The sequence below is a fragment of the Mesorhizobium sp. L103C131B0 genome (genome assembly GCF_000502275.1).
Classification (GTDB): Bacteria; Pseudomonadota; Alphaproteobacteria; order Rhizobiales; family Rhizobiaceae; genus Mesorhizobium.
On sequence record NZ_AYXC01000006.1, the window covers coordinates 21,336 to 34,656 of the forward strand.

Annotated in this window: 11 protein-coding genes; 6 read left to right on the top strand and 5 right to left on the bottom strand. The window is 59.8% G+C overall.

Annotation, left to right across the window (positions count from 1 at the left end; all coding sequences use genetic code 11):
* Positions 1 to 29 precede the first annotated feature (29 nt).
* Positions 30 to 1,478, bottom strand: coding sequence for a TolC family protein (locus tag X730_RS151135; RefSeq protein ID WP_023681072.1), 1,449 nt, complete (start codon positions 1,476 to 1,478; stop codon positions 30 to 32).
* A 1,444-nt stretch (positions 1,479 to 2,922) separates the two neighbouring features.
* Here X730_RS151135 and X730_RS151130 point away from each other — a divergent pair.
* The 6 genes from X730_RS151130 to X730_RS151110 all read left to right on the top strand — a co-directional run bounded on the left by X730_RS151130 (position 2,923) and on the right by X730_RS151110 (position 9,963).
* Positions 2,923 to 3,639: a pentapeptide repeat-containing protein gene (locus X730_RS151130; RefSeq protein WP_023687777.1), complete on the top strand. Its 717-nt coding sequence runs from the start codon at positions 2,923 to 2,925 to the stop codon at positions 3,637 to 3,639.
* 144 nt (positions 3,640 to 3,783) lie between these two features.
* Positions 3,784 to 3,939 (top strand): hypothetical protein, encoded by a 156-nt coding sequence (locus X730_RS1000000167525; protein ID WP_023826368.1) that lies wholly within the window; start codon positions 3,784 to 3,786, stop codon positions 3,937 to 3,939.
* Positions 3,940 to 4,143: 204 nt separating this feature from the next.
* Positions 4,144 to 5,331 carry a magnesium transporter gene (locus X730_RS151125; protein WP_023736095.1) on the top strand — a complete coding sequence of 396 codons (1,188 nt, stop codon included), beginning with the start codon at positions 4,144 to 4,146 and terminating at the stop codon, positions 5,329 to 5,331.
* Between the two features lie 532 nt (positions 5,332 to 5,863).
* Entirely contained in the window at positions 5,864 to 7,081 is a 1,218-nt protein-coding gene (locus tag X730_RS151120; protein WP_196814825.1) for a tetratricopeptide repeat protein, read from the top strand.
* Complete coding sequence (locus X730_RS151115; RefSeq protein WP_031196935.1) at positions 7,078 to 7,902, top strand: FecR domain-containing protein; 825 nt, start codon at positions 7,078 to 7,080, stop codon at positions 7,900 to 7,902. The genes X730_RS151120 and X730_RS151115 overlap by 4 nt, the downstream gene beginning before the upstream one ends.
* A 15-nt stretch (positions 7,903 to 7,917) precedes the next feature.
* Positions 7,918 to 9,963: an adenylate/guanylate cyclase domain-containing protein gene (locus X730_RS151110; protein WP_081731580.1), complete on the top strand. Its 2,046-nt coding sequence runs from the start codon at positions 7,918 to 7,920 to the stop codon at positions 9,961 to 9,963.
* Between the two features lie 85 nt (positions 9,964 to 10,048).
* On the opposite strand, the gene X730_RS151105 is transcribed toward X730_RS151110, so the two are convergent.
* From X730_RS151105 to X730_RS151085, 4 genes are all read right to left on the bottom strand, one after another.
* A complete protein-coding gene (locus X730_RS151105) occupies positions 10,049 to 11,023 on the bottom strand; it encodes a L,D-transpeptidase (RefSeq protein ID WP_023754492.1) in 975 nt (324 codons plus the stop codon).
* Positions 11,024 to 11,336: 313 nt separating this feature from the next.
* On the bottom strand, positions 11,337 to 11,591 hold the full coding sequence (locus X730_RS151100) for a hypothetical protein (protein WP_023699977.1): 255 nt from the start codon (positions 11,589 to 11,591) through the stop codon (positions 11,337 to 11,339).
* 224 nt (positions 11,592 to 11,815) lie between these two features.
* Complete coding sequence (locus X730_RS151090; protein ID WP_023667962.1) at positions 11,816 to 12,019, bottom strand: hypothetical protein; 204 nt, start codon at positions 12,017 to 12,019, stop codon at positions 11,816 to 11,818.
* Positions 12,020 to 12,309: 290 nt separating this feature from the next.
* A complete protein-coding gene (locus X730_RS151085; RefSeq protein ID WP_155922450.1) occupies positions 12,310 to 13,221 on the bottom strand; it encodes a LysR family transcriptional regulator in 912 nt (303 codons plus the stop codon).
* Between the last annotated feature and the right edge of the window lie 100 nt (positions 13,222 to 13,321).

A 13,321-nucleotide genomic window follows, 5' to 3' on the forward strand; every position in this document is an offset into this window, starting at 1 on the left:
CGCAGGACTATCGTTCGTCCTTGACCTTCCTACTTCTTTCTTACCGGTGCGAGGATGTCGAAAGGCAGATCGTTCGTCTGCTCCGACGGCGTGCGCGCATAGGTTTCGGTGTCGGCCGTTTCAGGCGCATTGAACTCGGCCTTGGCATAGGCGGTGGCCTGTTTTGCCGGCTGAAGATTCATGGTCTTCAGCAACTGCCCGGTTGCCGCCAGCAGCCGGTACTGCGCGAAAAGCGACGCGTAGGATGCGGTGTCGGCAAGCGTAGCTGTGTTGAACCGCGTGTTCTGCGCGTCGAGCACGTCGAGCAGCGAGCGCTGTCCGACCTTGAACTGCTCGCGATAGGACGCCACCAGCCTTTCGTTGGCGGCAGCCTGAAGCTTCAATGTCTTTGCCAGATCGGCCTGCCGGAAGCGGCGATCCCATGACGTACGGACGGCTTCCTCGATCTCGCGCAGAACCTGGTGCAGCACAAGGCGCTGCTCGCTGGTGCGGCGGACCTGCTCTTGCTCGTTGGCTTTGTCGATGCCGCCGCGATAGAGGTTCCAGCGCAGCACCAGCCGCGCCTGCAGGTCGCTGGCGTCGCCATCGTCGCCGTCGATGTCATAGCCGCCGCGGGCGCGGCCTTCGGCGATGACGGAGGGCCCGAATTTCGCCCGCGCCGCATCCACCAGGGAGGCGGCGGCGTCGATATCGCTGTTGGCCATGTGGACGCGCGGATTGTTCTGTCGCGCCAGCCCTAGCGCGTCGTCGAGCGACCTTGGCAGCGCGCTCGAGACATCGCCTGGCCTTGACGCGTTGGTCAGCGGCTTACCGACCGTCTTGAAGAACCGTATCTTGGAAGCCTCCAGTTCTTCGGTCGCCTCCTGCATACGTGCCTTGGCAGCGAACAGCCGCTCCTCGGCCTGCTGGCGATCAGCCTCGTTCAACGCGCCGCCTGCAATACCTTGCCGGATGTCGCCGAGGATTGCCTGGTGAAAGCCCAGATTCTTCTTCGCTTCCGAAACGATCGAAGCCTGCAGCATGTATTCGAGATAGTCCTGGACGACAGACAGTCCAATGAATTCAGACCGTTCCAGCACCCGGAACGATGCGCCGTCGACCCGCGACGCCTGACGGTTCAGTTCCGCCCGCCTTGCGCCGCTGTCATAAAGCGTCTGCGTGACAACGACATCGGCTTCCGCCGGATAGAGCGCGTCATCCTCTATGGACAGCGAACGCCGGGAGGAATTGTCGAGACGACGAACCCCCGCCGACGCCTCGACATCGACGCTGGGAAGATAAAGTCCCTTCGCTTGGCGTAGCTCGAATTCGATTGCTTCGCGGTTTTCGATCGCTTGGCCAATTTCGGGGTTGGACTCCACCGCAACCGCCATCGCCTCCTGGAGAGTGAGCGCGTGAGCATTCCCACAACTCAATATGGCGACCGTCGTCAGCAGGCCGAGGCGCTTGCCTATCGCCGACATAGATGTCGTATTCATTTCACCCCACCCCAACGTTCCCCTGCGCCATTATTGCCAGGCGTTACAACTCAACCGTGATTGTTCACAAATTTGCAAAATATGGGAGCACTTATTGATTTAGTGACCGCTAAAACGCTAAATTCAAGCAAAATTCTATAGAATGTCGCAAAAATGGCACATAAAATACCCACTGCGGTTTTTGAGTAACAGCCGTCCGAGTTTGAACAGGCAAGCGAAACCGCTCCGGGAAGGAGGACCACAAGGCCACCTTACGACCTATTTGCTCCTGATAGCTTGACTATTTCTGGGTGTATTTTTTCAGCGAGGTGACCGACAACATCTTGGTTGGCGGCTACAATCGGCAGGATAATCTTAGCCCGCTTGCCAGAGCCTGGAACCGACACTCCGGTCTTTCTTCGACCTGAAGCGTGGGCATAAATCCCTGAGCCGGCGAATAAAGGCCGACAACTGCTTCACTGGCCAGCGTGCCAGCATAGGGCTCATATGACGGCCGATCAACGACTCGGTCAACCGAAGAGGTGACGGTACTTTTTGAGGCGGTTCTGTAGGCCATCGAATGCCGCAAGGTCCAAAAATCGCTCCATTGAACCCGATAGCTGGTGAAACCTCAAAATAGTTCTTGCGGCGATTTTCCGTTAAAATCAAAAGCGCAATTTTTTTGACGGTTAGTGTCCGCCTTTTCGCAGCTCAGAAAAAAATCTGACTGGAATTGAGTCATACGCTGTTTAAACAATGCGGAACGAAGTGGTCGGTTGCGCCACCACTTTGCGGGACGACATACGAGAGTTGCAGGACGAGCGCGGTCAAACATCGAGGGCCGCCGGCTCGTTAGATACCACTACTCGTTCCTCCGCGCCATTCCAACAGGCTGAACTTCGAGGCAAGTGAGCCGGTCCTGGTCCGGCGCCTCGACTCGTAAATCCATTCCACCGATCACAACTGCCTGCAAGCTGCCGCTTGTTTGTTACTTCCCAAGTCTCATCGGCCATATCGAGGCGCTAGACCGTCAGCTGGTCGCGCGCTGTTGCCACAGCTGCCGATCTGCAACCGTCCCCATTTCCGCCGTTCTGGACCCTGTCTCCCAACGTTTGCAAAACGAGGTCAGCTATGGTCGGCAGTTTGGGGTCGCGGGAGCATACGGGATGATACGGGACCTTTCAGATTTGGCCCACCAAAATCCAGCAAAATCAACAATTTCCGTTCGCCCTCCGGGCCCACCAATAACTCACGGCTTACGCCGAACTCTTTGTTTTGTGATCGCATCCGCGAAAAAGCACTCTACCGTCAAAGCTTTTCCCCACCTCTCGATAATTTCGCAAGCTGCCGCTGGCTATCGGCGGATCGTTGATGCGCAACTGTGACGGCGGTCGTTACCGTGGCTCGAGTGTCAGCAGATGTGGTAAGGCTGATTGTCGACGAGTAGCAGAGGGGTCCAGCAACAATGACTTTGAGACGAACCAGAGCTTACGGCGGATCCGGCTTGGTTCTGGCGGTTTGCACTGTATTGGCTTGGCAAAACGCCACCGCCGCTCAGGATTGCTACGCAGCCGCGACGCCTGGCGTCAATTGGCAGGAGTGTGACAAAAAGCTTCTCATCCTGGAAGGACAGGACCTGAGCGGGGCAAACCTGTTCGGTGTTGATTTCACTTCGACCGACCTCAGGAACAGCAATCTCCTTGCGGCAAATTTTGAGAAGGCAACGCTTGTGCGCGCTTCCCTGGCCGGCTCGACCGCCAAAGGCGCCCGGTTCGACAAAATCGAGGCGTACAGGACCGACTTCAGCCAGATGGACGCGCAGGGCGCTGTGTTTACGGGCGCGGAAGTGCAGCGCTCGAATTTCCAGAACGCCAATCTGGTCAATGTTGATTTCACAAAGGCGGAATTGGGGCGTGCACAGTTCCATGACGCCGATATCAGCGGCAGCCACTTTTCGTTTGCCAATCTCGCGCGGGCGGATTTCCGAGGAGCGAAGTTCACCGCACCGATAGACTTTGACGGCGCTTTTTTCTTTCTGACCCGTATCGAGGGCCTCGATCTATCCAATTCGGCGGGTCTGTCCCAGTGGCAGCTCAACATGGCTTGTGGAGACGCCCGGACCGAGTTGCCTTCTGGCATGACGAGGCCAGAAGATTGGCCCTGTCAATTCCAGCAGGAATAGCCCGCCCGTCCGCTTCCCGCCCAAAGGCTGCCGGGCGGCAAAGCGCCTCAATTCAGTCCTCGGCCGCGGGTCAAAGCACGACACTGCGGGACATTTCCGGCAATCTCATTTACCGGCGAACGACAACGACCAAATGGAGGACGGATGCCCAAGGTCAAAGGTGATACCGCTCTGGACAAGGAGCGCGCCAAAACAGAGAAGCTCCTCAAAAAGGTTGGATACACAGCCTTGAAGGAGGCCGGTGTGGTATCCAAGCGAGCCGACCTCCCAAATCTAAAGATTGAAAAGCGAGGGAAGTAGCGCGGACACTCCCATGCTGACCTGACCGAAGGCACGCCCAAAATGTAGACGTCTGCTTTGCCTTCTCAAGCTAGGAGTGTGCAGGCGGCGCTTGCGACAACCACAAGGCGGACTGCTGGGGCCGGAAGAAGCTGTCGTATTTCCGCCCCGGTGCGATCCGATACTTCACAACTTTTTCACTTTCCAATTGGGGGGCCATAGCAAATGAACGAAGAGACCGGCGTTCAGAAGTTGGTGCGCACGCTGCGTGCTCGAGCACCTGATGACGCAGCTGAATTGCTCGCTAGAGAGTCTCCCGAGTTCATCCGCGACACACTAAAGCTGTTGCCGGACGGGCACGCCCGTAAGGTGGCCGAGCATTTGCCACTGCATATGCGGCCCATCAGCTCTCATGACGGTGAGATGGGTTTCGCGATCCCCGAGTCGCTCGTCGACGTGATGGACCCGATCCCCGCCAGCGTTCCTGTCGGGACGACGGTTGCTGCCGCGGTGGAAGCTGTCAGAGGCGCCCAGGTGCCGACCGAGCTCACTTATCTCTACGTCACGGACGAGGGCAATAGACTGGTTGGCCTGGCGGTCCTGCGCGATCTGATGCTGAGCGAACCCGACGCGATTGTCGATCACATCATGCTGCCCAGGCCGTTCGCTCTTGATGTCGGTCTCTCTTTGAGTAACGCATGCAAGGCGGCGGTACGGCGTCACTATCCTGTCTATCCGGTGGTGGATGCGGAGAACCGGCTGCTCGGGCAGGTTCGCGGCTGGCGATTGTTCGAGCAGCAAATCATCGAGATTTCCGCCCAGTCTGGCCAGATGGTAGGCCTCCAGAAGGAGGAGCGCTCTTTTACGCCGCTGTTTTCAGCCTTCCTGAAGCGTCATCCGTGGCTGCAGTTGAATCTCCTGACGGCCTTCATGGCCGCATTCGTGGTCAGTTCGTTCACAGGCACGATCGAGAAGATCGTCGCTCTGGCGGCGTTTCTCCCGGTCTTGGCCGGGCAGAGCGGAAACACCGGCTGCCAGGCACTGGCTATGACGCTGCGTGGCCTTGCCCTGGGGGATGTGGACAAACGACCGAAGCTGCACTTGGTGATGAGAGAGGGCGCGCTCGCGGCCGCCAACGGCGTGCTCGTCGGCGTTGTTGCGGCTGCGGCGATGTGGTTCTATGCCTCGAGGCAACCGGCGTCGGCGGCGCAGGCGCCGATGCTGGCACTTGTGATCCTGCTTGCCATGTCCGGATCGTGCCTCATGTCCGGCATCTCCGGCGTGCTGATCCCGTTGGGCCTGCGCCGGGTAGGCGCCGATCCGGCGGTCGCCTCGGCGATCTTCCTCACCACCGTGACCGATATTGTAGGCATGGGCCTGATGCTGGGGCTGGCCACCATGCTCGTGCTGTAGCAAGCTGCGTGCGGTGACGCGTCCCTGGGCGTTGAGGCAATGAGCTGACCTCGCGTTCAAAGAAATTGCAAGACCCGGGCCGAATCGCACACGCCTCGTGAGAAGCACCTCCGGCAGCTCTCCGTCCCTTGCGAAACGCGACGGAAGGCCTTTGGAGAAGCCGTGGGTGACCTTGAAGCCTGGTGACCAGATACGCAGGATCGCCCACCCAATATTAATCTTGTCGGCTGTGCGATCCACTACTGATGAGATTTGATTTTGTTAAGCCTTGGGCCAAATACTTCAATCACGTGCAGCAATGTTGAGAAGAGTTTTTGACAATCAGCGCAGCCGAAATAGGAATAAACCCGATATCTTGTTGCGCAGTTGCAACAGCTGCTGAGGACTCGCATAAGTCCGGCGACCGTTCAGTCGCCTTTTTCTTGCAGTCGTGCTAAATCCCTCGCACTAGTCGGGTTTGGGGTGGGTTCTCGGCATGCAATCTTCGTTTCGAACGATCTTCGGCTTCGCCGCAGCGCTGCTTTGTGCCGGCGTGTTGCCGGCCGGCGCACAAGGTCTTTTTGGGGCCTATGACGATGCGTTTGCGGCCCGCATCGCCAGTCCGGCCGACAATGGAACGCTCGCCCAATTCGTCACGGTTGCGGTCAACGCTGGGCAATACGATCAGGCGATCTCCTCGATCGAGCAGTATCTGATCCAGTACCCCCGCGATGCGCGCGCCCGGCTTGCGGCCAGCCGGTTGTATTACCATGTCGGGTCCTATGAATTGGCCCGGCGGCAGGTGCAGTACGGCATCGAAGTCGGGGGTCTGACCGCAAGTGAGCAACAGGAAGCTGTTCGCCTGCTCGCCCGCATCGAGCGCGCGTTGCGTGGCGTCACCTGGGAACTCGCCCTGACCGGCGGCGTATTCAGCGCATTCACCGATTTTGAGCCAGGCGGGGCGCAAGACGACGACAGCTTCGTCTCGCCTTACGGGCAGGCGGAAGGTTTTGTGCGGTGGGACCTCGGCACGCCAAGTGCCGACGCGCTCGTTCTTTCGGGGTCGTTGACCGCGACTGAGCGTCTTTTCACGGAAGACCTGTCGGTTCCGGGTGGCGAGAAGACTTTTATCCACGGCAACGCAGCGATTACCTGGGACAAGGGACTGCCCAACAGCGGGATCGATTCGCTGCGCCTGCTGCTTTCCGCGTTTACCGTTACGGATCGTTTCGACAGCGACATTTACGAAACCGGCATCGGCCTCAGTGGACGTTTCGTCGTTCGCCCGACGGTCGAGACGACGCTCTTCGCCGGTGGCGGCTACATCGATCTAAGCGCCTCGCAAGGCATTTTCGCGGATAGCAGGGTCTTCTATGAGGCAGGCGGCAGCTACCGCTTCCTCAATGGCCAGGCGCTCGGCTTGCGCTTTGTCGGCTCGAATGACTTCGCTTCCGGATCGGGCGAAATCAGCCGCAGCTATACGGGCGAGGTCCGCTATGGCGGCCTGTTGATGAACGTACCGGATTTTTTCGCATGGTCGCACCAGATCGCCTTATCGGCCGGCCACAGCGACACTCCCGATCTGTCCGTCGGCATCGGCACAAATATCAAGAGCGACTTCTGGCGCATTGCCTCGGAAAGCGATTTTCAGCTGACGGAAGCGCAGAAGATCAGCGTCGATCTCGCCTACCGCAAAACCAACTTCGCCCTCGCCAACCGCGACCGAAAATCGTTCGAAATGCTCATGAGCTATACGTTGACGCTCAATTGAAAGAGGCCGCGATGAGGTATCATCAGATCGTCGTTTTTATCGCCTGCCTCGCCTTCGCGGCACCATCCGCTGCTGAGACGGTCGGGTCGATGACGGCCTATCAGACCATCATCGTCCGCAATAACGGCGGGACGATGAACGTTGGCGCCGGCGTCGAACTCGGCGACCAGTTGCGCAGCAATCCCACCGGTCTCGGAATGCTGGTGTTCCGGGATGAATCGAGCGCCAAGATTGGTCCAAACACCAGCCTGACGATCGATGAGTTCGTCTACAATCCGGGCTCCGGGTCGGGAAAGATCGACATCGGGATGAACAGCGGCCTGGCCCGTTTTTATGGCGGCCAGGTTTCGAAAGGGGGCGTCATGCAGGTTGCGACGCCGCACATGGTGCTCGGAGCGAGAGGCGGCATCATCGAAGTGCTGGTGGCAGCCGGCCAGACCGTCGGCATATTGCGCGCCGGCCGTATGACCTGCACGATCAATGGCAAACGGCTGGTCATCACGAACCCGGGCTACGCCTGCACGTCGGACGATGGCAAGCTTCTGGCCGGCTACGGCGGCATCGACGCCTTCCCGATCTTGGACAGTATCGACCGGATAGCGGGAACTGGCCTGCCGGGCGCACCGGGTCCTGGGTTGGAAGTAAGCGCAATTTGTGCGTCCGCTCTAGGCTCCTCGCTCAAAGTCTGCGGGTCCAGGGACGGCGCACTGCCAGGAGTGGTCATGGAATTCCCTGACAGCCCAACGCCACCTGCGGGCAGCGGGGGGCGGCGGGGCGAGTGTGAGGGTGAGGGTTGCTGCTACTACTACAACTGCGATTAGGCCTGGCTGCACGAGATGAGCCACTCGGTCGGTAGGCGCTGGGCTGATTGGCGGCAAGCCGGCAGGCGCAAAATATCCGGCCTTGTGGTCGTGCTCCTGCTGCTCGCTTGCCATTTGGCTTTTGACGGGCCGTTGTCGCGCCTGCGTGAGCGGACGTACGACTTCTATCAGTTTCTCGCCCCACGTCAGGCGACGAGCAATCCTGTCGTGATCGTCTCGATAGACGACGCCAGCCTCAAGGCACATGGGCGATGGCCCTGGAACCGTGGCCTCTTGGCCGATCTGGTCGATGGCATCACGCAATCCGGTGCGGCGGTGGTCGGGCTTGCGCTGGTACTCCCCGAGGCTGACACCTCGCCTGAGGGCATCGCCGGAGACAAGCGCCTGGCAGCGGCGCTGTCCAAAAGTCGAACGGCGCTTGCCGTCAGCCTGGGCAATGAAGCGACGGTATCAGAAGCAGAACCCAAAGCCGGCTGGTCGATCGTCGGGCAAGTGCCCGATACACTTCCCGGCTTCACCGGTCTTACCGGCTCGCTTGCCGAATTCTCGAACGCCGCCGCAGGCCTCGGCGTGATTCGCACCTTGCCCGATCCCGACGGCGTACTGCGCCATGTGCCGCTGCTCTGGCTTCGCAATACCCCTCAACGCGCGCAGCTGTGGCCGTCTTTCGCACTCGAGCTCCTGCGCCTTTACGCTGGACAGGACGGTTACACAGCCCGGATGAATGCAGCCGGGTTCGACGCACTCAGGATGGCAGGCGCCATTGTGCCGCTCGAGCCGGAGGGGAGCATCCGCCTCTGGGAAACCGCCACGGACACGCCTCGCCTGTCTGCCAGCACTATCCTTTCGGGCCATGGCGATCCGCGGCTGCGGGACGCCATCGCCATTGTCGACCTGTCGGCTGTGGGCCTGACGCAGTACCTGCCCACGCCGACGAGTCCAGCGCGACCAGGAGCGGAGATCCACGCCGATGCGATCGGCCAGATGCTTGCCGGGCGCTTCCTGGCAGAGCCAGCGCACGCGCGTATGCTCGAGCGGCTCTGGTTTCTCCTCAGTGCCGTCGTTTTCATCGGGCTTTCTGGAGTGCTCGCCGGGCGTGTCGTGCTTGGCGCCATCTCCCTGGCGCTGCTGGCCGTCACGCCGTTCGTGTTCGGCGCTCTCGAGTACAGCCTGCAGGGTGCACTCTATGACCCGCTGCAGCCGGCGCTTGCAACCATCATGGTTGCGGGCTTCGAAGGCTATGTCCTCTACAGGCGCAGCGAGCAGCGCCGGTCCACCCTGACGCGACAGTTCTCCCAATATCTGTCGCCCTCCGTGGTGCAGCGCCTCGCAAGCTCGGACACCGAGGCAATCCTGTCCGGCGAGAAGCGCGAGATCACAATTTTGATCAGCGACATACGTGGCTTCACGACCATGAGCGAACAGCTCGACACCCAAGAGATCGCCAAGGTGGTCAACCATTTCCTCGGCATTGCGACCGATGAGATCCTCAAGCGCGACGGCACCATCGACAAGTTCATGGGCGATGCGGTGCTGGCCTTCTGGAACGCACCGCTAGATCAACCCGATCATCGTGAGCGTGCGCTCGACGCGGGCCTGGCCCTTATCGAGCGGGTGAGGCGCGAAGACGCCGCCTTCACCGCGGATGGCCATCGCTCCATCGAAATCGGCGTCGCCATCGAGACCGGCATCTGCTCGGTAGGCAATTTCGGCTCCGAACGGCGCTTCGATTACACCGCGATCGGCTCCCCCGTGAACCGCGCGGCACGGCTCGAATCGACGACCAAGAAGCTGGGCATCCCCCTGGTGCTTGGACCCGGCTTTGCGGCAGGAGCATCGATGCCGGTCGTCCAGGCGGGCGCCTTTGAGCTCCAGGGTTTCAAGGGCGAGGTCCCGGTTTTCACCGTTCCGGAGATGCAAGCTGCTCAACAAGGTATGAGCCGCGAACTAGAGAGCCAACGTGGTGAGCAATCTGGCGCCCCCGCCATGGTGGTTGGTTCGCCGCCATCCGTGCAAATGGCGCCGCTTGATGTTGCACCCCGAACCCGAAGCACGCGCTGATCGGCCAACGGGTCGCAGGATGCGATTGTCACGGGCACCGACGGACATCTTGTTTCGGCGACATCGAGGGATGCGACGGCTTGCGTCACTCGTCCTTGAAAGTCACCTTCATATGTTTGTGCACCATTGAGGCGAGGTCCTCGGCATCCCAGTTCGTTAGCCTGATGCAGCCGTGAGAGAAGGTCTTCCCGATCTTGCCGGGTTCGGGCGTGCCGTGAATGCCGTAGCTTTCGATGGAGAGGTCGATCCAGATTGATCCCACGGGATTGTTAGGGCCGGCAGCAATGGTGAAGGGCCGCTTGGTTTTGACTCCCTTGAATGCAAAATCGGGATCGTAGTGATAGGTCGGGTTGTGCACCACCCTTTGGATCTCTGCCTGCCCACTTGGTGCCGGCTTCTCGTCGCTCCCGATCGAGGCAGGGTAGACGGCAAGCGCTTTATTGGAGGGGTCGAGCACGCGCACCTGATGAGCGCCTTTGTCGACTTCGACGCCGGCAATGGTGGCGGGAGGTTCACCCCGGCCAACATCTGGTACCAGCAGCGTGGTTCCAGCTTTCCTGAATCCGGTGCCTGGGTTTAGCCTCCTGAGCAATGGTTCGCTCACATGGAAGCGCTCCGCCAGCTTCTCGATCGAGTCGTGATAGCCAAGCCTTCTCAGGCGAGCCATCCTCACCATGCGCCCCGGAATGCGTTTGGTGAAGGGGCCGCGTACATCTTTGCGGGTCAGTTCATAGGTGATCAGAGCTGGGCTGGTGGAGGTTGCCATCAGCTTGTCCCAAGTCGCCTGGGTGAGCTTGCCATCTGGCGCCAGTCCGTTCGACGCCTGGAAGGCCTTGACCGCCTTGGCGAAGTTCTCTCCAAGGCGGCCGTCGATGAGCCCCGGTGAGAAGCGCGCACGATCCAAAAAAATTTGCGCCTTCAGCACGGCAGGATCGAGCCCTTTCGGATCGCCGGCGGAGAATTGCGCCTGATTTACCGCGGCTAGGTCCAGCTTGGCCGCCTCCGTCCCGCCGCATGCGAAGGCGAGTGCAATGGCGAGGAGGAGAAGGAGCCTGATCATCGATTTCACTCCTTACGTTAAATCGCACCTGATCTGCTTCTATGACGCGCTGTGGCAGATCTGGTTCCATTCGCCGGTAGGGGATCATAGGCAACCAGCCTTACGCTGCCGACCGGTCCGAGACGTTTGATGCCCATGCCTTGCCCCTCACGAGAGGCGTTGCTGGCCGCGCAGATCGGCAGTGTAAAAATGGTCTGGCCATGTTGACGTGAGCTTCTACCTTCAAACTGCCCACTACCTGGACCGGCAGTCAAATGGTCTCAGGGCAGCAAGTGAGGAGATGCGCTGGGAACCGGCTTATCGGGCGGGTATTCTATTGATCTTCGGTATCGATAGATCCATGTTCCGTCGTCACTGTGATCGCGTTGTCGCCCGCGATTGCTCTAGCGTATTCGAAGCGCTCCAACTTCTGTTCTGCCGATAGGCCTTTGAACATCGCGGTGGCCGAGTTCGTGATTTTGAAGTCGCCGCAACTCGGACAGCGAAACTCCCGGATGTCACCAACTGTCTCCGAATTAACGAGCGCCTGCTCATCTGTAATCGGGCAAATTGCGGCCATCCAAGCCATCGTGGTCCTCCGTCCTAAGGCCGTCCCCGATTACCCAAAAGGCATCGTCGAGTGCAAAATCCATTTCTGCCGACGCTCACCCCACCTGGAGTACTCCACCGAGTAGATTGCGCTCTCCACTCTCCAACCCGGAATGTGGATTAAAGCCAGTTCCTCGGCGAGCAATTTGCTGGTGAGCGGTAGGCGCTCTCGCTCTGGAGCCTCTCCCAAACGATCGGAGATGTTCATGTAGCGTCGGGCAGGACCGAAGGGCCGGAACGTGGCGTTTTCATCTCTTCGGCAATCACCAGTAGCGCCTCCAGAGCGACGGCGATCCCCGACATCACCGTACTTATGTCTGCGCTGCCGCCGAGCGTCGAAAGTTCGGCCGCTCGCGTTTGCATGCTTTGGCTCAGCTCTTGTAACTTCAGGCGCAGCTCGTCATCCATGGTATGTTCTCCAAGCTTGACGCTGGAGAAACGCGCCTGCTTACAACCCGTTCCGCCGGTGGCCGCAGAGAACCAGAGACACCGCAGATGCTACAACTTGCGCTGTGGCGGCGCTTAGGATGGGCGGTGGATTGAGCCTCAGCGAATGACCGTCGGCAAATAGCGGATGCTTCAGTCTCGAAAAGGTGCTGGACGGCTCGATATGCACCGCCCCTTGGCCCTGGGTGCTGGTCCCATGCACAGTAAGGCCGTGCAAGTGCGCGCGGCCTCTGGGCTCAACATTCCAGTCGTCATGGTCCAAAGTTGTCCCAAGGTGGGTTCTCACCAAAGTGGGCGGCGAGAAGCGTCACGAAGCTTTGAACTTTGGCGGAAAGATGCCTTCTTGACGGGTACATCGCGTAGATCGACCGGCTTACCGGCTTGAACTGGGGCATCACTGTCTCCAGTTGGCCCGAACGAATGGCATCTCCAACAAGGAAAGTGGGGCAAAGTACTATGCCTGCTCCACCCAGCGCCGCATCGCGCAGGAGCTGCCCGTTCGTTGCCGTCATCCGTGCAGTGATTTTTACCGCCACTTCCCCCTTTGGTCCGTCGAACCGCCATTTTCCGCGGCTGGCGCGCAACGCGTAGTCCAGACAATCATGGTCGTGGAGATCCGACGGCTTTGTGGGACGCCCGCGTCTGTCCAGATAATCGCGCGAAGCGCAGACCACCTCGCGTGAAGGCGCGATTCGGCGAGCAACCAGATTGGAAACCGTGAGTGGAGCGATGCGTACCGCGACATCCAGGCCCTCTTCCACGATGTCAACCACACGGTCGTCCAACACCAACTCAACCGACACCTCCGGGTAGACCGCGAGATATTCTGCAACGACTCTCCCAAGGTGCATCGCGCCGAAGGAGATCGGCGCGCTGACACGCAGTGAGCCGGTGGGACGTGTCTTGCTCTCGGCCGCGCTCGTACGAACTTCCTCGACATCCTCGATTATGCGCAGACTGCGCTCGTAGACGGAGGCGCCGAGCTCTGTCAGGCTTATGCGCCGGGTCGTCCGGTTGAGAAGGCGTGCGCCAAGCCACTCTTCCAGCATCTGGACATGTTTGCTCACGGCCGCTGGCGATAGTCGCATCCGCGTGGCCGCTCCAGCGAAGCTGCCTTCACCGACGACGTTGGCAAACACGGTCATGCTGGTCAGCCGGTCCAACTGCAATCACCTCTTTCATTCACGTTTCGTGAATTCACCATCCATATCTCCCTCGATTATCAATCCGCAGTGGACAGATTATCTGAAACCAGGCCGGGAT

Bases quoted from the DNA above. Each gene is read 5' to 3' on its own strand.
- X730_RS151135 (WP_023681072.1), bottom strand. From the start codon at position 1,478: ATGAATACGACATCTATGTCGGCGATAGGCAAGCGCCTCGGCCTGCTG.
- X730_RS151130 (WP_023687777.1), top strand. From the start codon at position 2,923: ATGACTTTGAGACGAACCAGAGCTTACGGCGGATCCGGCTTGGTTCTG.
- X730_RS1000000167525 (WP_023826368.1), top strand. From the start codon at position 3,784: ATGCCCAAGGTCAAAGGTGATACCGCTCTGGACAAGGAGCGCGCCAAA.
- X730_RS151125 (WP_023736095.1), top strand. From the start codon at position 4,144: ATGAACGAAGAGACCGGCGTTCAGAAGTTGGTGCGCACGCTGCGTGCT.
- X730_RS151110 (WP_081731580.1), top strand. From the start codon at position 7,918: ATGAGCCACTCGGTCGGTAGGCGCTGGGCTGATTGGCGGCAAGCCGGC.
- X730_RS151105 (WP_023754492.1), bottom strand. From the start codon at position 11,023: ATGATCAGGCTCCTTCTCCTCCTCGCCATTGCACTCGCCTTCGCATGC.
- X730_RS151100 (WP_023699977.1), bottom strand. From the start codon at position 11,591: ATGGCTTGGATGGCCGCAATTTGCCCGATTACAGATGAGCAGGCGCTC.
- X730_RS151090 (WP_023667962.1), bottom strand. From the start codon at position 12,019: ATGGATGACGAGCTGCGCCTGAAGTTACAAGAGCTGAGCCAAAGCATG.